Source organism: Gimesia sp. (assembly GCF_048262075.1).
Lineage (GTDB): Bacteria > Planctomycetota > Planctomycetia > Planctomycetales > Planctomycetaceae > Gimesia.
Map to the genome: position 1 here is coordinate 1 of NZ_JBLXFK010000006.1, position 24,594 is coordinate 24,594.

At 44.8% G+C, this 24,594-nt stretch carries 14 protein-coding genes, 1 CRISPR repeat array and 1 riboswitch; of the genes, 7 read left to right on the plus strand and 7 right to left on the minus strand.

What is annotated here, in order from left to right; all coding sequences use genetic code 11:
• Positions 1-212: CRISPR-associated endonuclease Cas2 (locus tag ACN0YH_RS13485; protein WP_417380089.1), on the plus strand; the 212-nt coding region annotated here is incomplete at its 5' end.
• A gap of 202 nt (positions 213-414) precedes the next feature.
• A CRISPR array of direct repeats spans positions 415-1,169; the repeat unit is 32 nt; unit sequence ATCGCCCCTCACGTAGGGGCGCGGATTGAAAC.
• A gap of 149 nt (positions 1,170-1,318) precedes the next feature.
• Positions 1,319-1,420, plus strand: a riboswitch (SAM riboswitch).
• Positions 1,421-1,539: 119 nt separating this feature from the next.
• Positions 1,540-1,842 (plus strand): hypothetical protein, encoded by a 303-nt coding sequence (locus ACN0YH_RS13490; protein ID WP_417380090.1) that lies wholly within the window; start codon positions 1,540-1,542, stop codon positions 1,840-1,842.
• A 909-nt stretch (positions 1,843-2,751) separates the two neighbouring features.
• Here the strand turns inward: ACN0YH_RS13490 and ACN0YH_RS13495 are convergent.
• The 3 genes from ACN0YH_RS13495 to ACN0YH_RS13505 all read right to left on the minus strand — a co-directional run bounded on the left by ACN0YH_RS13495 (position 2,752) and on the right by ACN0YH_RS13505 (position 7,768).
• Positions 2,752-4,860: an SUMF1/EgtB/PvdO family nonheme iron enzyme gene (locus ACN0YH_RS13495; protein WP_417380091.1), complete on the minus strand. Its 2,109-nt coding sequence runs from the start codon at positions 4,858-4,860 to the stop codon at positions 2,752-2,754.
• Between the two features lie 151 nt (positions 4,861-5,011).
• Complete coding sequence (locus ACN0YH_RS13500) at positions 5,012-7,111, minus strand: bifunctional serine/threonine-protein kinase/formylglycine-generating enzyme family protein (protein ID WP_417380092.1); 2,100 nt, start codon at positions 7,109-7,111, stop codon at positions 5,012-5,014.
• A gap of 78 nt (positions 7,112-7,189) precedes the next feature.
• The gene (locus ACN0YH_RS13505) at positions 7,190-7,768 is read right to left on the minus strand and encodes a hypothetical protein (protein ID WP_417380093.1); all 579 of its coding nucleotides are present in this window, start codon (positions 7,766-7,768) and stop codon (positions 7,190-7,192) included.
• 238 nt (positions 7,769-8,006) lie between these two features.
• Here ACN0YH_RS13505 and ACN0YH_RS13510 point away from each other — a divergent pair, with 238 nt between their 5' ends.
• From ACN0YH_RS13510 to ACN0YH_RS13530, 5 genes are all read left to right on the plus strand, one after another.
• Positions 8,007-9,461 (plus strand): hypothetical protein, encoded by a 1,455-nt coding sequence (locus ACN0YH_RS13510; RefSeq protein ID WP_417380094.1) that lies wholly within the window; start codon positions 8,007-8,009, stop codon positions 9,459-9,461.
• A gap of 137 nt (positions 9,462-9,598) precedes the next feature.
• Positions 9,599-10,360: a hypothetical protein gene (locus ACN0YH_RS13515; protein ID WP_417380095.1), complete on the plus strand. Its 762-nt coding sequence runs from the start codon at positions 9,599-9,601 to the stop codon at positions 10,358-10,360.
• 216 nt (positions 10,361-10,576) lie between these two features.
• On the plus strand, positions 10,577-12,136 hold the full coding sequence (locus ACN0YH_RS13520) for an FHA domain-containing protein (protein WP_417380096.1): 1,560 nt from the start codon (positions 10,577-10,579) through the stop codon (positions 12,134-12,136).
• Positions 12,137-12,275: 139 nt separating this feature from the next.
• Complete coding sequence (locus tag ACN0YH_RS13525) at positions 12,276-13,637, plus strand: hypothetical protein (RefSeq protein WP_417380097.1); 1,362 nt, start codon at positions 12,276-12,278, stop codon at positions 13,635-13,637.
• 2 nt (positions 13,638-13,639) lie between these two features.
• Entirely contained in the window at positions 13,640-14,659 is a 1,020-nt protein-coding gene (locus ACN0YH_RS13530; protein ID WP_417380098.1) for a VWA domain-containing protein, read from the plus strand.
• Between the two features lie 42 nt (positions 14,660-14,701).
• Here ACN0YH_RS13530 and ACN0YH_RS13535 read toward each other — a convergent pair whose 3' ends face one another.
• The 4 genes from ACN0YH_RS13535 to ACN0YH_RS13550 form a co-directional block, all read right to left on the minus strand.
• Positions 14,702-16,645: a bifunctional serine/threonine-protein kinase/formylglycine-generating enzyme family protein gene (locus ACN0YH_RS13535; protein ID WP_417380099.1), complete on the minus strand. Its 1,944-nt coding sequence runs from the start codon at positions 16,643-16,645 to the stop codon at positions 14,702-14,704.
• A gap of 351 nt (positions 16,646-16,996) precedes the next feature.
• Complete coding sequence (locus ACN0YH_RS13540) at positions 16,997-19,042, minus strand: hypothetical protein (protein WP_417380100.1); 2,046 nt, start codon at positions 19,040-19,042, stop codon at positions 16,997-16,999.
• A 256-nt stretch (positions 19,043-19,298) separates the two neighbouring features.
• Complete coding sequence (locus ACN0YH_RS13545; protein WP_417380101.1) at positions 19,299-21,509, minus strand: CHAT domain-containing protein; 2,211 nt, start codon at positions 21,507-21,509, stop codon at positions 19,299-19,301.
• 264 nt (positions 21,510-21,773) lie between these two features.
• Positions 21,774-24,569: a bifunctional serine/threonine-protein kinase/formylglycine-generating enzyme family protein gene (locus tag ACN0YH_RS13550; RefSeq protein ID WP_417380102.1), complete on the minus strand. Its 2,796-nt coding sequence runs from the start codon at positions 24,567-24,569 to the stop codon at positions 21,774-21,776.
• Between the last annotated feature and the right edge of the window lie 25 nt (positions 24,570-24,594).

Consider the following 24,594-nt stretch of genomic DNA (forward strand, 5'->3'; position numbering starts at 1 on the left):
GTGAGAATATCGGTCAGCGTGTTCAAAACTCAGTTTTTGAGATTAAAGCTGATGCGGGGCAATGGACGCTTTACAAAGCCATTCTTTTAGAGATAGCCGACCTTTCCCAGGATAGCCTTCGCTTTTATAATCTGGGAAATAACTGGGAGCGACGTGTGGAGCATCATGGCTCGAAAGACGGCTACAATATTGATGGTCCACTGATTATGTAATCGTTTCCAGCAACCTCATTTCAAATTGCGAACCCAATGCGCGCTCATATGAGCCAGATGTTTCGCACTTCTTCCAACTTGTTACTTTTAATGGATTTAAGTATTTTGAAGAACAGTGAACTCGTAAATCAGTATGGAAAAGCACCTGCTTCGCGGATCAGTTCTTCGAGACAATTGCAGCATATTGGTTTACAACATCGCTATCGCCCCTCACGTAGGGGCGCGGATTGAAACTATCCGAGCCAACACTACAGGAGCAGGTGGAGAATCGCCCCTCACGTAGGGGCGCGGATTGAAACTTTGAAGTCTCGGGAGTGGCGAACGGGACTTGTATCGCCCCTCACGTAGGGGCGCGGATTGAAACCGCTTGAATATCGGGCCATGCTTACGCTTCCGAAATCGCCCCTCACGTAGGGGCGCGGATTGAAACCTACTGGAAGGTTGTTGAAGTCTGTCATTTTCGATCGCCCCTCACGTAGGGGCGCGGATTGAAACCTGCTGGATGGGCGCGACTAGAGGGCTTGGAAACATCGCCCCTCACGTAGGGGCGCGGATTGAAACAAGCGATCGGGCAACTACATTGGCATTGGTGCCGCATCGCCCCTCACGTAGGGGCGCGGATTGAAACCGTAATGTGGAGTCTCAGCCGGGCCAGTCGCGCATCGCCCCTCACGTAGGGGCGCGGATTGAAACTGTGGTCTGTGATGTAGGTCTGGCAGTCAATGAGATCGCCCCTCACGTAGGGGCGCGGATTGAAACTCCCTTTGCTCAAATAAGTGCTTGTTTTGATCATATCGCCCCTCACGTAGGGGCGCGGATTGAAACTTCGACTGTCAGCGGGTCCATCGCGTGATACCGCATCGCCCCTCACGTAGGGGCGCGGATTGAAACCTCTCAGTCTTAACCCGTTCCAGCTCGGCAGATAATCGCCCCTCACGTAGGGGCGCGGATTGAAACACGACCTACGCCGTAACGATCATTGCCGCCGTTATTGTAATTGCTCCTCATGTACCTTTAGCCAATGATACAGAGTTATCTTTTCTATCAGGGCTTGACCTTTGAGTTCTGTCTTATATGATTTCCCTGTCGGTGGGAATTCCCACCTTATTGCATCACGAGTGACGTTGAGGGTAATGGCCCTTTGAAACGTCCGGCAACCTGGTTCAGCCACCAAGGTGCCACAGCCCTCCGATAGAGAACGATGCGGTTTGAAAAAGCAAAGAATGGCTCTGAGACCTCAGTAAGGCCTCTCTCTGCTTACGACTGCTCGCTACGTTGCCCGTGATGATTCTATTCTAATTCAGGATAAAGCGAGGAGAAACAGGCAATGTTATTCAGCGGAAAACAATGTCTGTACACAAAACCGGGTGAGAGATCAGAACTGTACTGTCCTATCTGTGACACGAAATGCGAAGTTAAACGCAACTGTTACGGACCAACCTGCTTTGCCGAGGCCGTCGGCGGTCTGGGGCATTTGCACGACGGTTTTACCTGTCCCCACCGGGACGAAGACTGGCATCATTATGCCAGTCAGTTGATTGATCAGAAACATAAATGCGCCAGCCGACGGTTGCAGGATCTGATAGACCTGGATCTGCAGGAGACGCTGACAAGACGATCAATTTCGTAACCAGAAGTGGTCATTGGAAACTGACAGCTGAAGATAAATGATGTTTAAGTCTTGTAATATTACCAGCTTAAAAAACGCATTCACTAACTTTACTTCAGCTTCACTCTCCGCTTGGTTATGTCACCAAGGAAGCCGAGATTTACTACATAATGAAGTAAGACTCAGCATTCAAACAACAGAATTATCTTCCGTGTTTGAGCACATAATATTAGTTCAAAAGTTGAGCAAGTCAACCCGAAGAAATGCGATACTTAGAATTGCCTAATGACGAGACCTTTTGAAGGCTGAATATAAAAAATCCCCTCCGGAGTTCTTTGCAAAAGCATAGAGCCCCAGAGGGGTGGGCAGGCACCCTTCGCCCTACCTCATTCAATTCAAATCAGCACAGTGGCATTAATGAAATGTTCCCGGAGATATCTCTTCATTCCATCCTCATTGGTGAGAACATGACCAGAACTTCTATTACATGAACAGAGCCAACTGTCGATTTTCCAAATCATAAAGAACTGGACTAATTTAAGAATTTTTCCGTTACATTTCTGACTCTTTTTTAAACGTATATTGAGATTGAAAATCAGACTATCCCCCCCTTATAGATGTTGGAAACCACTATTGATTGATATTCTGTTTTATTGAGTGCAGGTAACACTCGCTCTGACAACTGTCTCAGCGCTAACAGAATCAATAGGGGGCGGCCCTGATTAGAATTTCAACTGCAAAGTAAGTCTACTAATAGTTGAATAAGGACCTCTGAGAGGAAATCTTGCAGAGAATTGAGCGAATTCTGGAGATTTGTTATTTTTAGTGACCGGGCGTGGGTGCGGTCAGTGCGCTATACCCCTCCTACGGGGCCCTTGTTCGCGCTTTCATCACACTCACGCGGATCCGGTGTTTCGGTTTGCGCTCCGCTTATACAATTTTCAGCTTCCTGTAGACATGCTTGTCGGAACTGCGAAGAACCCGAAAGCCGAGAGCACTACTACGGAGACCAGGAGTATTTCTACCGCGATTTGCAGAACGACAGTCTCTCTGGTTTCGTCCCCAACTCCCCCCCCGATTGACTCGATTTGATCCCGATATAGGCCCCTTTGGATTTGTGATAGAACTTCTTAGATAATCACCATACCAATCCTGACACCACTCCCAAACATTGCCATGCATATCAAATAATCTAAAATTATTTGGTTTTTTCTGACCAACCTGATGCGCATATCCCACACCAATTTTACTCCCATTTACATCATACCTACCGTATTCAGATAGAGTTCCAGAATCAGCTCCAAAACTATACGCACACATACTCCCTCCTCGACATGCATATTCCCATTCTGCCTCTGTTGGCAATCGATATAAATCTTCTTCAGATGCATTCAACTCACCGATAAATTCCTGTGCGTCTTCCCAACTCACATACACTGCCGGATAATCGTCACCTTCTTCGACATTATTTTTCCCTTTCCAAGGAGTTGTCCCCATTACTAAATTCCAATGTCCTTGGGTCACGACAGTTGAACCTAAGTAATAAGGATTAGTAATTTGTACCTTATATTGTGCCTCATCGTCAGCTCGATTTGCTTCCGTTTCAGGAGCCCCCATCAGAAATTCCCCTGGAGGAATCAAGCAAAACTTCATACCAATTGAATTATTTAGCTCCACATTCACGCCCAGATGATTAGCCCAATCTTGTTGACTGGTCTTTACAATTTTTGCATCGAATGGTGCCACCAATAGTTCAGGATTCTGTGGTAAATGCTGAAGTAATTTTTCAAGGTCATCACGTTGTGGCAATAAGTCAAATAATTCTATAACATGCCAGCGTATACCCACCACACGCATCTCCTTGAGCGCCGATGAAATTATCGTATCCAGTTCAACCACACGATCCCGTTTCTCGACCGCTGTCGAATACATATTTAAATTCCTTAAGGAACCGGGGATCTTTTCCAAAATCGCGGCGGCACCTGAATAATCATTTTCATCTAAGAGTTGCTTTGCTTCATCATGCTGCCTTGCCACTTCTGTTTGTGTTTCTAAAAACTGTCTAACCTGATTTTCGATTTGTAAAGGGACGCTTGAATGCGATCTCTTTTGGAAGATATTTTCATTTCCCTTGAGTTCGTCGCTAGACAAACCATCCACGAATGCTTCTACAGATTCATAGCGTTGACCTCGGTCCCGCGAGAGCCCTCGCTCAAATACAGGTTGCAAATGCTGGAAATGTTCTGGTAACACCGGTAACGAAGCCTGAGCCACTGCATAGGCCAGTTGCATGCCGCTTCCCTGGAAAGGAGGCTGTCCGGTCAACAGCTCCCAGGCTACAACCGCCAGACTGTACTGATCAGATCGCCCATCCTGGGATTGGCCGAGCCATTGTTCGTGGGGCATGTAGGACTCTGTCCCAGAGACTGAGAGCCGCTGCTGACTGTAGCGGGACATACTGGTTCGCAATTCGGCTGCCAGACCGAAGTCGATCACATGCACTTCTCCTGTAGCAGGATCGACGATCACATTGTCCGGTTTGATATCGCGGTGAATGATTTTTTTCTGATGGGCATAATCCAAAGCCCGCGCAATGGGTTGCAGGTACCGAATGACTCGTTCCAGATCCAGGCCGGTTCGCTCCGGATCAGAAGACCGCATCAATTCGCGTAGAGTGATCCCGGGAATGAACTGCATTACCTGGAAACAGCCCAGCTCACGCGATTCGCCCAGGTCAAATAGTGGACAGATCGATTCGTGGTGCAGCGCCTGGACGCGGCGGTATGCAGCTCGGAAATCCTGAGTAGCATCCGGATGATGGCGCAGCGCATCGGGCAGGAACTTCAGAACCACGTGTCCCTCCCGTTCTTCATCCTGCCGGCGAGGGTCGATGGCCAGCCAGGCCTGTCCCATCCCGCCGTGACCGAGCATGCTGACCAGTTCGAAGCGATCTGCTAACTGCCCCGGCTGTAGATTAGCTGCAGGAGCCTGCCCATGAAAGGAAGGTTCCTGACCATAAGAATGATACTCATTTGACATAAATTAAACCTGCTCTATTCGATATTCCATCTGCGGTTAATAATTATTCGATCCTCCACTACGGCACCTCTGGTCGCGGCTCCGCCTCGCTCCCTGCGGGCCTGCGTTCCGGATGACGCTCCGCTTATACCGGTTTCCGCTTCCTGCGGGCTTACTTGACGGAACTGCGGAGCACACGAAAGCCGAGATCGTCGTTCCGGGGCCCAGGAGAGTACCCGTCGCGGGCCGCCGAACGGCAGTGCCCGGAGCTAAAGAACCAGCAACCGCCCCGGTACACCCGGGACGAGCCCGTTGTCGGCCCCGTAGGATCGGTAACAGCATCACTCGCATAGCCACCATACCAGTCCTCGCACCACTCATACACATTGCCGTGCGTATCATACAAACCAAACGGGTTCGATCTTTTCTGACCAACCTGATGTGCATATTTCTCATTTATGTTCCATGCATTTTTATCAAACCAACCATATTCGGAGAGATGTCCTGTATCGTCTCCAAAACAGTAAGCACTCAAACTACCTGCTCGACACGCATATTCCCATTCGGCCTCTGTCGGTAAGCGATATAAATCTCCTTCAGATGCATTCAACTTTTGAATAAACTCTTGGGCATCTTCCCAACTCACATACGTTGCCGGATAATTGTCTCCCTCTTTAACATAATCTTTCCCCTTCCAGGGAGTCGTCCCCATCACTGCTTTCCATTGGCCCTGAGTGACTACCGTTGATCCCAGGTAATAAGGCTTCGTAATCCGCACCTCATGTTGAACTTCAGCTTCATCTCGATTCGCTTCCGATTCAGGTGACCCCATCAGAAATTCACCAGGGGGAATTAACTTAAACTTCATACCGATAGAATTGCTGGTCTCCATATCCAATCCCAGATGAGCAGACCATTCCTGTTGGTCGGCTTTTGCAACATTAGCATCAAAGGGTGCGACCAACTGCGCGGGCTCCTTAGGCCTGACCGGTTCTTTCGGCAAATGCTCCAGCAATCGCTCCAGATCATCACGCTGAGGCTGCAGGTCCAGTAACTCATTTACCTGCTGGCGCAACCCATCCAGATGCATCTCTTTGACCGCTTTCGAGATCACAGCATCCAGATCAGACACGCGATCCCGTTTCTCGATTGTCGCCTTAAACAAATCCATATCACGCAGATGACTGGGGATCTGTCCTAAGATTGAAGCTGCTCTCTCGTAATTGTATTCATCAAGCAGCCGCCGTGCTTCGGCATGCTGGCGAGTCACTTCATCCTGTGTTTTTAACAACAGACTTGCCAGATCCTCTGTCGGGGTTAAGGGACTGGGGGTGTCTTGATGATTTGAACGGGGAGTATGATCTGTAACTTCAACAGGTTTAACTGTAGATCGCAAAGCAGCGGCAAATTCAGTCATCGAAGAAAACCGGTCTTCCGGTTCATGTTCCATCGCTTTCAGAATGATTTCCCGCAACGATTTCGGAATCAGGGATTCCCGCATGCCGCGTACAGACCGCCCCGTTACCAGTTGATACAGGGTGGCTCCCAGACTCCAGATGTCACTCCTGACGCTGGCATTTCTCGCATCGGCAAGCTGTTCCGGAGCCACAAAGTCTACAGACCCCAAAAGGGCTCCACTCAAAGTCCCTGGAATTGACTGACTCTCATTCGCTTCGATCCGAACCAGACCGAAGTCAGCAATATAAGGATTCCCATTTTGATCGAGGAGGATATTGGCGGGCTTGATATCCCGGTGGATGATCTGGGCGTCATGGGCCACCTGCAATGCGCTGGCTACTTTCGCGATGATTTCAGCGGCACGCTGCTCTTCCAGAACGCCATTCTGTTTCAGTTCCCGATCGAGGCTGTGGCCTTCGATCCAATCTATCACAATATACGGACCCGTTTCATCAAGGACAAAATCCCAGATCCGTACTAAGTGGGAGTGACTAAGACGGACCTGTGTCCTGGCTTCACGTTCAAAACGCTGTAGGAAATGTCGATCAGAGGCGAATTCAGGCAGAATGCGTTTGATGGCAACATTGATCCCCAGGTTCTTGTCCAATGCTTTGAAGACGACTCCCATCCCTCCCTGAATGGGGGCTTCCAGTTGTTGATAACGGTCTGCTAGAGGAAAAGAGACGGGCAGATCAGCGCCGGTTTCAGACGGAATCTGTTCGCGCGTCTGTTCTGCCCGATCCATGAATCCGAAGGAGCCAAAGTCCTTTGAAAACTTATCATCAGAGTTGGTTTGATCTTCTCCAGAAGCCATACATACTCTCCAGGTAATAGACACATCTACAGTTTTTCAGATGGTCCTATTCTGAGTGATCCTTATCCAGTTGGCAACCTACGCACCGGATACAGTTCTGTCCTGTTGTGAGGAATCTTCTTCATAAAAACAGCTGCGAACGTAATGGAAGTAGGAGCTTAGCAGGGGAACCAGTACGATCATTGTCGAACCAAACAGTTTCGATCCTGCATCTACTCCCCAGAAGTGCCAGGCAGACCAGATCGACAGACCGGTCCAGACCAGGACTATCAGCCAGCTCAAGAGACGAGAGCGGGTAATTGCAAAGGGATCCAGAAATCCAGCAAACAGCCAGGGAACAGCCACGCAGAGGACCAGCCAGAACAAGGCGCGCTCTTTGACTGACTGGGGACGCAACCAGCCAATATGAGCTTCCAGGGCTTGATTGAACTGGACCAGAATCAGCTTGATTTCCCTGAGAACAATGCCTGGTGTTGATTCCGAGTCAACTTGGATCGAGCTACGAATCTCAGAGATCGAGTCAATGTCTGGCTGTGATTCATGATCTTGCTGCGAATGATCGGGAAAGCAGTGTTGAGTCATATCTGAGTTCAAGCCGTAAACAATCAGAGGCAGTAAAACAATCACAAACAGGGACCAGCGTAATTTTGTAGACATAGGGGGCTCCTTCAAGACTGATAAGATTCAACAGGGTTCCCCAAATCTATAAGCAGAAATTATCCGTGATCTTTCATAATAATTGGCTCTTTTTTGTATTTTATTATTCATATTTGTTCAACATTCACAGGGTATTTCACTCTATAAGTCAGCTTCGTCAATTGGGCCTATGTTGACATCGAAAGGAAGAAGTTTTGCTGGCATTTCTGGAACTTAACTGGTAGACTGGAGTGTCTCTATGTGCACGCCCGCACCATCATTCCTGATTCCAGATACTCCCCCCAACGAAGAAACATCCGTAATGAACTCTAATTTTCAGTCTGCAGACTCAGAATATATTAAGCGGTTGTCTGATTTGAGCCATAGTGATTACCCGAAAGTCGATCCGACTGCAGATCAAAAATACTTGGAAGCCTATCAGATTGCTCATCAAATATGCTTAGATAACCATAAAGAAGCTCATCGATATTTTTTCCAGCATCCAACGGAAGGTAAGTTTTTTATAAATCGGCTTAACGAATTAATCTTTAATCAATTGGTATGGAGTGGTTTTCTTCCCTCCTCTTTCTCTACCAAGAACAACAAAAACTGGGATGAGATTACCGATTTAACTCCCTTCCAACACGCCTGGGATTATGTTTTCAACAGAGTATTATCTTTGGAAGCATTTATCAGTCGGATGAGAAAATATCGACCGGATGATTTTGATGCATCTCCGTGGGTCTTTTTTATCAACTATATTCGAGACTATGTTCTCAGGGACTGGGCCAGGGTTTACCGGGAACAACCTCACTATCAGTTGACTGCGGACGAGCACTTAGAGTCTCGTTCCGATGGAAGCATTTCACAGCCCGAGAATAATAAAGAGGATCTTTTTCCAGCCATAGAATTGATACTTGCAACCCTTTCCGCCAAACCCAAGGCTGTTTTTCTCCTATGGATCTGGCCCCAGGAATTACCCGATGAGTGGCGCGATAAATATCTTTTCGATATTGTCGCTGTGGCAACAGAAAATGGGCTGACTGCTGAAGAAGCAAATAAGCGGTTGGAAAAAGTGATGCACGAGATGGAACCGGAATCCAAGAATGAAACAAGTCCAAATTCTAAGAACGAAATGGAACTGGATTTCGAGAGTGAAATCGGCGCACTTTCAGAAAGGCTCAATCGCCACTATGAACTTCAGAGGCTGTTTGACAGGAAAAAACAATCACTTCTCAATCGTATAACTCAAGGCTTTACGCAAGATAATTCTCAAACTGCCACTCAATTACTTGAGTCGTTAAAGAGAGTCTGTTACTTAGCCGTGAAGAAGAATTCCGTAGAGAATGTAAAAACGGAGTTCCCTGCTTCCAGGGATGAGGTCTCGACTGAAAATCCAGACCGAAAGTTCGCCGTTTATTGCTATAAGCAAAAATATCATCGTCAAAAGTGGTTGGAACTCGTCGATCAATTCAATCAAGCCAAAACAGAGAAATTAATGTCTCCAGATCAGATTGCTTATGTGCTGAACGAAGAAAAGAAAAACTGTTACGTGCTGAAGTCCAGGGCTCTGTCTTCTCTGGGAAAAGCTTTCGAAAACATGCTGGAATCTTCATCAGTGAGTCAGACTGAAAAAGAGCAACAGACTGAGGAACAACGGCAACAAATACTGGCTGATCATATTTGTGGTCATCTCGAAATGGAAAAGAACTAAATTTTCAGATCAGACTAATTTCAATGCAAGATTCTCAGGAAGTTGACCTTATAGAATCAAAAGACTGCAAGCCAATCTTGCAGGAATTTACATAAATGAAGCTGATGATTCGACTTTTCTCATAGGAAATAAAACAAATGACCAACCCGTCATCCCCCTCAGAAGAATCCAGATTTCTGGAACTGCTGGAAGCGATCGCAGATGAAAACAGAGATTTCAATGCTCTGAAAAACAATCTCCCAGAAGAACTCATTCTCCTGATGAATCAATTTGTGCAGTCGAGTGTCTTTGGAACAGACGATTTTACCGAAGCCGACGAAAAGCGACTGAACGAACTCGCGTCACAGGACCCCCAAAGTGTCAGATTACTACGATCTTTAATTGATGCTGCAGAGGCCACTGAAAATCTGGGACCGGTTCCTGATTCCATCATTCAACAACAGTTAGAGCAGATTCTCACAATTCCGAAAGCGAATCCTCCCGCTTTCACGGTCATCTCCCGACAGGGATTTCTGGAATATGGGATCAAGCCTTCACGAGGACAGGTCAGGTCCTATGACATGGCCCGTGCCCCCCAGGAAAAGACAACTCAACTTCGTCATACACAACGTCTGAAACATCTGGATCTGACAGTCACCATTGAAACCGGCCTCAATGATGCACTCAGTATCATCATTGAGCTATCCAACATTGATCCCAAATATAGTTCAGCTTCCATAGACGTGACATTGGCAGGAGAAACCACAGGGACCGTGTCCACCATCCGTATTGAGAACAATACGGTCTGTTTCGAAAATCTGGCTCCTGATCGCTATAGCCTCGAATTTGCAGCCAACCAGAATAATATTGATGGGTTCCATCTTGAGTTGCGTGTTGATAACGACAATGGACCTTTATAAAGATCATCGAACTTTTTATTTCCATTGAGAGTGAATTGGGGTAGTCTGATGCTATATCATTGTTTGCATTGTCAGCATGAGCAGGATAATCCAGACGGACTGCCCTTATGCCCTCAATGTGCCCAGAATTGGGTTCCAGTATCCTCAACCGCTGATAATACTTCGGAGATAGTACAGGCCCCACCACTCCAGCCACAACCAGTGGTGGAGTCCATTTTGTCTGATAGTCATCCTGAAAAGGCCGATCTCAATCATAATATTTCTCTGGGAACTGACTCGTTTGCTTCAAAAGTTCCATCAACACAGGAATCTCCGGAAACAATCACGTTAAAACCTCTTTTCTCTTTTGAAGTGAACCTGGGAAGCATTACTCTGACAGCAGAGAGGTTGACCCTGGAAGTACGTTTTACAAATGCAGGCCGCGAAACAATTTCAGGTAGCTGCTGTTTATCAGCCCAAGGTGGCAGCGATGGCACGCCGGGTTCTTTCACTCTCACTGCTGATAGAGGACATTGGATAATTCCTCTCTCATTAAGCAGTTTTCCTGTCGAGGGTGGTTTACTTCATCTCAAGGTAGACGATGGTTCGACGGGACACGCTTTTTGGCAGGGATATCTTACTATCCAACCACAGCAGGATAACCAGATTACAGTCAATATCTCAAATGAAAGGAACATACAAAACAGCACTGTACTGGAAGGTCTGGATAATAACGTTAATCAAAACGTACACATCAATACTAAAGTCAGACAGGATGACTGGAAATCGATACCGCTATTCCTCAGTGGTACAAAATCATTAGCCCGGTCTGCAGATATCTCCGCATCATTTAGACACCTTAAGCATTATGAACGTCCAGTATCATATGATAAGGGTCGTACAGTTGAGACAAGATCAGTCAAAACAGCCAGACTCACTATAGCTAGAAGTACATCCCAAGACGAGTCTTATGTAAATCTGTTAGCGGGTCGTAAAGCATATTTGGGGCGACAGAAAACATTATATTGCGATAAAAATTCATTGCAAAATCCCAATGACATCTACCTCAGAACTCTAAGAGAGAATCCTCAAGACGGTTATATTTCGCGTCAGCATGGTGTTCTGAAATTTACAGAGCACGGAGTCTGTTTTCAGAATTTCTCAGCCGGTGGCACGACTGTTGGAGCAACCAGACTATCTACGGAGAGGCCAGAATGCCTGCTTATCAACGGAATGACAATCCAGCCAGGTACACTGGACAGCAGGAACCAAATTAACCCGCTCATACTGAAAACTCGCATTACTCAGAATCCTGTTTCAGAGCAACCGTATAATTTGCTGGCCACAGACCGGGATTTTCAGTTAGGTATGCCCAAGAAGATAGGTCCTCATTCTGCCGTTACCATCGAACGAAACGACAATCTGAGCGAACTTGAGAAATACATCTTTTTTCAAAACTCATTTCAGATCGGTAGAGCCAGTAATTGTGCGTGGCAAATTCATGACAACTCTATACAGGATATTCATGCCAGAATCCTGTTCATTGATAATTCATTCTGGATCGAACCGTTTGACTCTCATTGTCATATTGCAATCCGCAATACAAAAATAGAATTAAATCATCTAACAAGATTGCTGCCAGACGAAACGCTCATCATAGGTGACTTAAACTTTGTCATCTTTCATGAATGGTTTCAACACATTGTCAACTGCACTTGTTGTAAGGGACATGGATATCAGTTTGGTTGCCGCTGCTCTGACTGTGAAGCAGATTACAAAAATAGACCAAAGAGATAATCGCAAAACCATCATCTTACTTTTCGAATATATCACAAAGATCGAAACCAATTGGATAATTCTTCCCAATTATATTTCTAGAGTAAATTGTTGATCATTTGATTGTGTTTAAAAACATTACTAATTGAAAGAGTTATCAATGGAGCCTTTCTTTATATATACCATCGCTGCTAGCTATTTTGCAGTGCAACTAGTTTTCTGTTTTCTCTCAATGAGAGATTTGAAACTTGTTTTCAACGACTGGCTGAACAAATCAGATGATAAGAACTTAGGTGCTAGTAAACCTACCAAGGATGAAGCCTTAGACACATTTGATAGAATGTTGTCAAAAATATTTTGGCCCAGTGCACTGAGAAGACTTGGACTTGCGGCCCCCTTATTGGGAGTTGTACTTACTGGTCTGGGATTTTTAATTCTAGATGCTCCAGGATTAGATTCAAGTACGTTATATGCAGGAGATAAAATTCATTTTAGCGAGATACTACTTTCTCTTAAACCACTATATATTGGTGTCTTTCTAGGTTCCCTTCTGGCATTATTTAATCAATTCATGATGCAATTAGTCGATCATCGAATCGGAACTTTACGTCTAGAAGCAGAATCAAAAGTCAATCTTGATCCAATGGATCCTATCTGGAAAGAAATGGATAAATTCTCAGGCACATTAGGAGCAATAAGAACGCATACCGAGAATAATTTTAATGATATGTTAGAACTGACAATCTCATCGCTCGATATAGTATCACAGGAAGTAACGAACACTGCGATAAAATTTGAAAAAATTCTAATTGAACATGAGGGCATAGCGGGAAAATTAAAGAACGGTGCTGAATCATTTGAGTCTAAAGTATCAGACGCAGGAGAAAATATAGAAACTTCTATCACTAATATTACTTCAGAATTAGAAAACATATCTCCTGAACTGAAGAATGCTGTCAACGACATTGCCCCCACATTGGAATCGTTGAAGAACGCTACAGAGGGATTAGATAAATCAATCAAAGTGCTTAGTGAGAAAGTAGTGGAGGACCTTAATGCTTCTGTACAAGTCACTAAGAAAACAGCCATTGATTCAGCAAAAATGGTCAATGAAATTGAAAAACAATTTTCAGCTGCAGCTAAACATACAGAAAAAGCTACCGAAGAGTTGCAAACCGCCTCTAATTCACTTAGCAGTACCACAGATGGTTTAGATCAAGGTTTCACAAAGCTCAACGAATTGTTGAGTTCGATCAATGTTGGCGCTGAGAATCTAGTTCAAACGTCTAAGGGACTTAATACAAAAGAAAGGTTTCTGGATTCTAAGCTTACAAAAATGAATGATCTTCTTGCTAAACTTGAGGCCGCGATATCAAATATTCCAGAAGAAATAATTTCAGCAATGAGAAACCACATTTTAGAGAACTCTGGGACTGCCAGTCATTCCCAGGAAAAAAGACCAAATCTTTTTAGTGGATTATTTAGAAGAGACAACCCCAAAGATAATGAATTGAAATCATAAATATGCATAATTCTTTTTCAAATGAATCCGATGAAAATTCAATAGGATGGGTCGCAACGACAGACCTATTTGTGCTTTCCACAATCCTGATCGTAGGCTTATCTTTTGGTTTGGTGCGTTATACCAGTTTTTTGTCGGATCAGCTTCGCGAATGTAAAAAGAACTCCCCTTGTCCGCCACCTATTGAATGTCCACCGCCAGTTGTTTGTCCTCCATGCAATGAAGAAGAGGTCGACTTACTCAAAGAAGAAATCAAGAAACTCAAACTTGAACTAGCCAAAATCAAAAAGACACTTTCTGAAAAGGAAACTAAAATATCACAATTGAATTTTGAAAAACAAAAACTTCAGATGCAATTGAATGAGCGTGATAAAACCATCTCTGAATTGAAGAAAGAGATAACAGAGCTGAAAGATGACATCGCAGAACTCGGTAACACCGCAAACTCAATTGTCGCACTACGAGGAAAATTACAGAATGTCGTCTTTCTGTTTGACTCATCTGAAAGCATGAAGGATTCAGGGCGATTCGATAAAAGCAAAGAGCTTCTATCACAATGGATTAAAAATCTTAGAATGGATCGTTTTGCAATCATTGACTTCGACAACAATATATCACCATTTCGAACTGAACTTGTCGAATGCGATGAGGATAATCGTTTATTAGCAGCTTCGTTTATAAAAGATAATATTGAAGCTGATGGGCAAACTCAAACTCAAACAGCGATTGAAAACACTTTTGAGTATTATCCCGAAGTCGATACGATTGTTATCTTCACAGATGGTAGAGCAACTGATAATAATGGACGCGAGTTAACAAAAACTGAGGCAGATAAAATTCGAGCATGGCTTCTCGAAAAACATCCCAATGTTGTAATTAACACAGTGGGAATTGGAGATTACATTCACAAGACGGCCGGAGACAACAACTCCGGAGAAACAATGGAGTTCGGCTTTTTTCTACAGATGCTGGCAAAGAAACATAATGGTGTATTCATCGGAATTGCAGATGAAGAAAAGTAGTTGTTCACACGCAATAAAGAGCCCGACTCTTTTAAAACCTTGCTACTTATTTTGCTCGGATTCTACAGTTAGTACCAATCGAAATCCTACATCATCGCGACGAGTATTTGGATTTAAATAATTTCGAGTACTAGATCGGCAGTAGATAATACTATTATTCCAACAACCACCCCGACAAACTCGGCTTAGTCCAGACTCAGGTCCAATTGGATTCGCAGTGCCTTCAGTTGAATTATCATCATATCGACCATACCAATCTTGGCACCACTCCCATACGTTTCCATGCATATCATAGAATCCCCATGGATTAGCTTCCAACTGCCCGACAGAGTGTGCATACTTTTCATCTCTCAAATAAGCATTTCCCTTAAACCATGCATATTCTATCGCTGGACTTTCACCGTTATCGAAGCCATACATTCCGACATTTCCTGACCTGCATACATATTCCCATTCAGCTTCAGTTGGTAAGCGATATTCTTTCCCCTCTTTATTATTCAGTCTTGCAATAAAATCCTGTGTATCAAACCAACTCACAAAAGTCGCCGGAAATTCTCTTCCCTCTACAATATTTCGTTGACCACGCCACGGAGTTGTTCCCATGAGATTTTGCCATTGTTCCTGGGTGACTTCAGTTTCTGCTAAATAGAATGGTTTTGTAATACAGACTTGGTGTTGATTTTCATATATCGATTTTCCAGAAGAGCCCATAATATACTCACCAGGTGGTACCAATCGAAAAGCCATCCCAATACTGTTAGTAATCTTAATTCTTTCATTTACATGTTGAGCCCACAGTTTTTGCGACTTCTTATAATTATTGAATGAATAGCCTTTTTTAGATCGTCCGTCTGGAAATACTAACTTATGACTGTGTTCTACCTTTCTCAAAAAAAAATCATTCTTGATCAATAATGCCACAATAAAAACAAACACAGCCAAGGTCGCTACTATGACAATTGTAGGTAAGATGAATTGTGAGGGTAGTTCTTTACTGCTTGATGTTGTTGTTTCATTATCTGAATTTAAATCATTAAATAATGTATTAATTCGAGCTAACATGGTCCCAGCATCTCGAATTCGGTCCTGGGGGCGCTCGGCGATCGCATCAGAGATCAACTTCTTAACTTCAGTTGGTAAGCTACCAATGAGTCTCGAAAATTGGTCAGAAGAACGGACACGTAAGTGCCCTGTCAACATTTCAGACAATACTATCCCTAAGCTATAAATATCGGCTTGTCCTGTGACTGTTGCAGCTGAGATTAATTGTTCAGGCGCAGCATAGTCCGTTGCACCGAATCCGATATCAGGGATCGTCTGCATCCCATTAGGGTGTTTTGCAATACCAAAGTCTGTAAGTTTTACAGATATATTTCCTCGATTTTGCCTAATGAGAATATTGTCCGGCTTAATATCACGATGAATGATTTCACGATTATGCAAAAAAACAATCGCTTCGCAAATTTGTTTCCCTATTTCAAGAGCCTCATGAGGAGAGAAGGATTGGCCAGCCTTAAGTAATTGGCTTAAACTCGGCCAATCTATCAGCTCCATAATAATATAATGAATGTTTTGTGAAGTACTGAATGCAGTTTCATAAATATTCACAATATTGGGAGGCGAGTTTAAGCTTCTAAACCTGCCTTCATTTATGAACCGTTCCTGAATTGCCCTTTTGCCTTGCAATGATGTTCGTATCACCTTTATTGCACACAAGTCATTCTCTTTTTGATCATAAACGGCATAGACTTCTCCCATCCCCCCTCTTCCGATTGGTTTTTTAATTTCATATCGTTTATCAATTATTTCTCCCTTGAGAAATCGCCAGTCCTCATCATCTGAAAGTGTGGTTTCGAAGTCATGAGCCTGATTGATATGGGTGGGGTCTCTTCCATATTCAAATATTGACGACATGGCTATTTTATTCTTTTTTTTAGACGAGTCAGAAGTATCCCCTTCATTTTCTCGTGAGTTATGCTCTGCCACCCTGTTTGCTCCATGTGATATATAATATTCGCTTAAGTGTAGTTCTCAAGCTTGATGAAACACCACATCAAGACGTAACTGCCCGGATACAGTTCTCTATCAGTCGCCGGAACTTCTGGCGTGCACACACACAATTATTTTTTAAACATAACTGCTTCTTTTTCAATCATCATTATATTTTGTATCGGGCTCACTTCCAACGAGTAGTTTTTCATGCATCTGGTAGCGATCAGTCTCTGGAAATAGATCTGTTCCTGTAAGTTGATCATTGGACTGTCAGTGGCGTGAAGGCTCGTGTCCGTAAGTTTCTATAGTATTTTTTCTATATTAACGACTATAAAATGACTCATATTAGAATCCAATCCGACCTTGCTTATCAGATCCAGATCCGTCAGTGTCTTTCGCTTCCTCTTGTGATCCAGGATTTTTTTGATTCATCATTTTTTCTATTTCCTTCACCAGTGATTGAATCACTTCCTGGGATACTGTTTCTTTGCTGCTATTTGCAGAAACGCCGACATCACGTAGCATCTCTTGACCGTTGACTCCCATTCGCTCAATTCGATTCACTAAGTCAAACAACTGTTGATGAGAAATGGAATTGGCAGACTTCATCTCGGTAATGATCCGTTCATACATTTCTACTTTCTGGTCTGCGATCTCAGCGGCACCTGATGCTTCTGCCTTATAACGTTCCTGTAACGCTTGCGCGACCTCTGGAGACTGTTGCGCTGCAATTAATTCCAGCTGCTCCGGTGTCATGCCTTTCGCCATCGCCATTTTCATGACATCACCAAACGAGGCAGTCATTGCAGGAGAAGCAACTGCCAGTTTTGCCATTTCCGTTAATTGCACCATTTCAGGCATTTCAGCCAGTAGCCTCATTTTTTCCAGCTCATGTTGTCGATCATTTTTTTTTGATGCTTCCTGTAATTCGTGATCAGCCCGTGCTGACTCCGACTCATTGGCTCGTTTCAAACGATCAATTTCCAGCAATCCTTTCTGATGGCCTACCTGCAAATTGGAAAGCCCCTTCAGTCCCTCAATTTCTGTCTCTGCACTCGTTCTCTCCTGGTGAATTCGTTGATCAAAATCTTTTGACTCCTGATCCCGCCTGGAATCGCCTCTGATTTGATCGATATCTGTGTGGTTCTTTGCATCCAGCAGGGCCTCTTCACGAAAAGCTGCTTTTTTGCTACGCCAGTTTTTCAGTCGCGCTGTTTTTTCTGTTTCGACGCGTTTAAGTTCTGCTTCCAGTTCTTGCTGGGCTGCTGTGAGCTCACTGGAACGACGCGTCTCATCCAATTCCGTCTGCTGTTCCAGTGACTGTTTTCGAATCTTAAACCGAAGGTCCGCCAGTTCCTTCTCTCGGTTCGCTTCATTGACAGCCAGCAGGTGCTCATACAGACTCTTTTCTTGTTCCTGATTCTGCTTATATTCTCTGATTGCTGTTTCCATGGCTGCATCAAGTTGCAGACGATGGTAATCCTGACGATGTTTCAGCTCTGCTGTCAGTTTCTCAAATTCACCAGTTCGTTCTGCCTCTTCAATGTCCTGTTTGAATTTCGCCTCAGCAAGCGCACGCCCCGTTTGAAAGCTGGCAAGTTCAATATTTTCACGGGCTTTTTCATATCGCTGTTGTAGTTTCTGATCGCGCAGATCGCGAATCAGCTGGGCACGTTCCTGATGAAACTCCGACAACTTCTGGTTATTGAAAGAGAGGGGTGAAACATAGTCGACCTTTAAGCCCCAGCGTTCTGCTACCGGGACGACTGTCTCATAAATGGCATCTGTTAAGCGTTGCTGCAGTTCAGGGTGAATCGAAATCAGTTCCTGACTCGTACAGGATCCAATAATTCCAAATACCTTCTGCCGTACCACTTCGCCAAATATTTTCAGCAGATCAATATTGGTCACGACATCCCGACTTTGCATCAAATTGACGTAAAACTGATTCCGGTCACCCACCATGAGCCCGATCTCACTGCCAAAACTGATTTCGTATCCATCAGAACTGAGTGTCTGCCCCGATACATTGATCGGATACAGTCCTCCTCGAATCACTACAGCCGATGCGGTTTCTCCTGTGATAAAACGACGGATCCGATCTGGTAGAGTCTCTATTGCCTGACGCCCGGGCTTTAGTTCATGCTCAAATCGGCCACTCTCGAACAGGAGCCCGGTCTGGCTCTCATCCAGGTTCACGCCTTTTGTCAGCAATGCTTTCAAAGCCTGCGGCTGGATGCGTGCTGCAAACTCATGCGGGGCAGGTTTCCACTCACTACCCTGAAGACCTGGGGCCTCTTGATCAAATCGTACCTGCAACGAACAGGAACCGCAAAACTTGGCATTCGCCAATAGAGTTACGCCACATCGGGGACAGGTTTCAGCGTTCATAGATAGTTTCCTCTTATCTGATTTCAAACAATGGGTACAGATAATCGTTTTGTTTGAAAGTTTCTATTTCATAGTAAACACAGGCTCACGTTAAAGCATCACAAAATCATCACTGAATTTCAATTTGATGTAGTTTTCGGTTTTGAAGTTCTGGATTATTCGTCAAGTAGAAACGGCCACAAGTGGTTTCTTTCATAAAGGTATTCTACAGGACTGGGATGAGCATTTTCTGCAGTGTTTGACTCAAAATCGCCTGCTAAGTAATTCTCAATAATTTTCTCATCCAGTTGATCATGGCCAGGAAGAACTGGGGAACAGGATGTTGGTGAGGATTCTTCTCCTGTAACTGTGATGTCTCACGGGTACTCCAGTCTTTGGAAGACAGGACGAGGCCAGCATGGTCAGTGGAGTCGAGCGTCAGTTGTTTGTGGGTGGCAATGTACCGAAATCCGGCTTCAACTGCTTCTCTCTCCAGTTCCAGGTCAGTGGATACAGTGTGACTACTTAAACTCGTTGCCAGAGGCAGTTGCTCGTTGAGCCAGGTAATGGCTTTCTGGAATTGTTTTCCCAGGCTTTCACGTTGCAGAAGATGGCACAGCGGGTAGGCAGCAATATCAGTCTCAGAATAAAAAGTCTGTGAGTTACCGATGTCATGCAAGAACAGACTGCAGTATGAATCATTCAGCACTGGCTGCTGCCCTTCATTCATCTGTTGCAGGGATTCCTGATCAAATCCCGTGGTGCTACAGACAAACACATAACGGTATACATCAGCCGTGGATTTGAAGTTATCTTCAACCAGGTTTTCTACTTCTTTCCAGGACAGTGAGTTCGGTTTAGAGCGTGACGAATCCGGTGTCCAGAAAATGAAAACCACTTCCGCATGAACGGTTTTTGAAGACGGCTCCTGCAACAGATATTCAGAGCACTGTTGAGACAGACTTTTTCCTCGTGTTTGATCAAGGACTGCGAATCGGGCTGATGATTTCTGTGCAACGTCTGCTTTGGGAACCAGCACACACTCTGCATTCAACCCCGTAATCAGATCGAGGTAGAAAACTTTTCGAGCGACAATCTCCTTGAGATGCAACTGAAATTGCTGTACCAGGTTTTGCTCAGTAGAAGCTATACGATCTGCATTTCCTGAAGCAACAGCACGATTAGAGTTCTCTACATCAACTTCAGCCTGAAGCGACTGCCTCTGACCTTCCCATGAATCTGACCTGCCCCCCCGATGAATCTTAACATCGCGTGCAATATTTGCTTGTGAGCCTCGCGTACATTCGCGGCAGATCACAGAGGGGGACGCAGTCCGAGAATTCCGTTTGCCTATGCCGTGTCGAGTTTCAATCTCTCCACCACATTGTTCACATATAAGCGGATAGGTTAGCTCTGCTTTTCCCTGGATGCTGGTTACAGACATGACTGGTCTTTCAGTAAAAAATCGATATTGGGGTGCTCCATAAAGGACATAACTCAATGGAATGATATTGGTGGCCCCCAGTTTTCGCACGGCCTCGATTCGCGCTTTACGAAGTGATTCACCGATGCTATGACCTTCAATCAAACAATCATAAAATAAAGAAGAAAACATCTGTGCCTGTCGATCCGGCACAGGCACGACAGGACCGATCATCCATTGTGTGCCTCGTTGTAAAAAACTACCCACAATACAATCAGGTAACTTTTCCTCAGCCTCACGCGAGGGGATTGCCATGGAGCCGCAGGCATTCAGAAATACCACACCTGGAGTCATCTGAATCTGCTGAATTTCAGTTGCTGATACCAGGTTGTCTTGTTCCTGCCCGGTAACTGACTTTTTAGAAAGCACTAACTTTCTGGTCTGACCGCTTTCACCCGCATGACCGGCGAAATGAAACCAGTCCTGGCTTTGCAGTAGCTCCAGAAATTCCTGCCGGGAAATTGAACCCACATTGGTCGCCGGATTTGTCAATGAATTTGAAACAGGTTCGAAAACCTGCCGCAACCTTCTGCTCACACTGGTCTGCTCGGTTGTTGCACTGATTAATTCCAGTGCATCGGAATTAAAGACATACGCGTTTTGAATCGGGGTTGAAGGGGATACAGCAATTTCTAAATCAGAAATCAGACGCCCTAGTGAGAACCAGAGTCCCCAGAATTGATCATTGACGCGCATCAACTCCCAGGGAACTCTCTGGTATTCCAGTGTTGCATTCACAACCAACTCTGTCCCTTCAGCAAAAGAACTGATTTGTTCCCGTTGCTGTTCGGAAAAAATCATCTGAGTGAGCCCTTCAGCCTGACTGGTAATCTGCCCCATCAGACGGTCATCGCCCCCCTCCAGCCCATGCGCTCGTGCCATCAGCTTCTGGAGATAATCCGCGATGCTCATAGCTTCAGAGGAAACACTCGCTACAAACTCAAACTGCTGCCCATTGGTAGAATGGATTTTGAAAGTGACCTGATTTTCAATTGTATGATTCATGGGAATCCTGTTTGGATAATTGCCAGATAGTTTTCGCTAGTCGTCTTATGTCTCTCACTACCCAATCCCTTGAAATAGAAATCAAAAGAACTTTGAGAGACGAATCCGACAGCTGAGTATCTGTTTTCGTAAACAAGGGTATGTTTCTCTCTTTATCAATAAGGGAAAATCCCCCTGCTTGTTGCATATATCTTTCAGTAATTTGAAGTAAAATCCTTCAGTATTCTGCACTTCCCGGTACTAGATCGAGATTTTGGGTTACGCTTAAGTTTCCTTAGAGTCGCTGGCTTCCACAGTCGGACTCATGACAATACGGAAACCCAAGCGACGATTACGAGCCAACGGACCACTTGAATTGCGACTCGCTGATCGGCATTTCTGAGCACCAAATCCCCAACAACCTCCACGCGTAACACGTTGTGAACCTGAATTTGGGCCAGAAGGATCATAGGTGGGGGAAATAAGATAATAAATATCTTCATACCAATCCTGACACCATTCCAAAATATTTCCATGCAGGTCATAGATTCCAAAACCGTTTGCCTGCTTTTGAGCTACTGGATGTGTATTGGTTTCACTGGTTCCCCTGAATATTTTTGTATTAAACCACGCATATTCCTTTAAATTTTCAGGACTCTTTCCGAAAGCATAAGCACTCGCACTACCGGCCCGGCACGCATATTCCCATTCTGCCTCAGTAGGAAGTCGGTAATTTACTCCCTCTCTTTGATTTAACTTGCCAATAAACTGCTGTGCATCATTCCAATTTACAAAGGTTGCTGGGTTAGAATCTCCTTCCTCAACTTGAGCTTTCCTTTTCCAAGGAGTTGTGCCCATTATTGACTTCCACTGTTTTTGAGTTACTACTGTTGTAGCCAGATAGTACGGTTTGGTAATCCAAACGGGATGTTGGTACTCATCTTCCTGTCGATGTTCTTCAGATTCTGGCGAGCCCATCAAATACTTTCCAGGTGGAATTATGCGAAATTTCATACCTAGACTATTTTTGATTTCTATATCACACTCCAGATGCTTGGCCCATATGGTTTGAGCATTTATTAATTTGTCATTTGGTTTTATTACTTCTGATGTCCCATCAGGAAATAATAATTGATTCGATTTAACATTAAATCTGACTTTTTTTCTTAATAAGGGTATTCCTTTGAATCGAGAATATAGAACATTTAACAAAAGTAAGCCCCAGATTATTAAAGCTGGGTAAATCGCAAACAATCGAGAGAGTTTGAATATATTTCCAAAGACCACAATAAAAAATAACGACCAAAAAAATGCCCCCCATAGTTCCCCTGTAGACATTCTCCCATTGCCACCTACTTCATCATAAACAAAGCTAATGCCAGACTCATATCGAGGATCAAAGCATAACTCTGAAAGCATCGTTATTTCAAAGGATGTTAATTGATATCGTCGTTTGGCTAATACTTCTTCTTGAAACTTACCCCAAGCGGAATACGGAAAGCTTATATCGTGCGGGTGCTGCTTTCGAAACGTCTTGAAAAAAGAACGAATTTGTTTTTCGAGATCCTGTAGTTGTTGCTGCTGCAATTGTGATCTGGTTATCTGTAGTTCTTGTCCCAAACGGATAATTTCTGAGCGTATTTGCTGATCATACTTCTTCTGGGTCTGTATTAAGGTTTGCTCAGCGTTGATGGTATTAATTAAGAGTTCCACATACTGAAAGAACGCCCCTGGATTGACCGAGGGAAGTATTTTCAGCAGATTTGAAGGCTGGGTTTCCCCTGCCAGTATCATCTGCCTTAGTCTATCTTCTCCTTTTTTAACCATTCTCGTCGGCATTTTCTCTCGATACAGTTCCTGCAGTCTGGTTACCCGTTCACTCAACTGCTGTAATCCAACTTGATGCTCCTTCACCAGTGGATGTGTTCCCGCTTCAATCAGTTCCAGCGTCTGTTGTAACTGGTCCCGTTTCCCTTCCAGCTCCAAGATTTCTTCCGGAATCCCTGGAACTCCTTCAATGGTCACCTGTGGTGCCTTACGGGGCTGGATTTCAAATACCAGATCCCCAAGATTGATCGATGCGGGATCTACCTGTGAAGTCGTTACTGATTTGAGGTCCTGGTTCAGATCTTTCAGGAGTTTCCCGATGCGGGCGGCCATGGTGCCAGCATCACAGATGCGGTGCTCTGGAAGACGGGACATCGCATCGAAAATCAGGTCATCGGCCCCTTTGGGCAATTCATTATTAAAAGTAGAGGGAGGTTGTAAAAACCCGACAGGTGATTGTCCTGTTAACAGGTCATACAGCATGGCACCGACACTGTAGAGATCTGCTTGCCCGGTGACTTGTCCCGCAGATTCCAGTTGTTCGGGAGCCACATAGACGGGGGTTCCCAGGCCTGCCACTGTCTGAGTTATACCACTGGTCTGTAGCCGCGCGATCCCAAAATCAGTCAGCCAGGCATGCAGACCATTTGAGGCGAGTTTTACCAGCACGTTATCCGGTTTGACATCACGGTGGATAACGCCGTGCTGATGCGCAAACTGGAGTGCTTCACATACCTGGTAACAAATCGTCAAGATTTCCACGACTGATAGTTGCTCAGACCCTTTCATCAGTTGACGCAAACTCTGGCCATCCACCAGTTCCATCGTAATATACAGCAGATTCCGTTCTTTCCATTCACCGATATCGATAGTCCGCACAATATGCGGATGCCGCAGATAATCTACCCGGCTTTCGTTCAGAAACCGTTCCCGACTGGAGCCGGCACCATCAATGGCAGCCCGCATCACTTTCAGTGCACGGGGCTCGTTTTTTAACTGATCAACAACGGCATAGACTTCCCCCATACCGCCACGTCCCAGGCGCTGGGTAACCGTAAATCGCTCGGCAATCATATCCCCCTCTGAAAAACGCCAGTGATCACCACTGTTCGGAGTCGGCGGAGGCAACTGAGACTTTGGGCCGCGTGTCGGATCGGAACCTGGCTCTGCAAACTCTGAGTTGAGCCGAGGTTCTGCTGCAGCTTCCTCACGTGGCTTGCGTGTAGGATATTGGGAGGGGTTGTAATCTGGCACCGAAATATTTCCTATCACTTGTAAT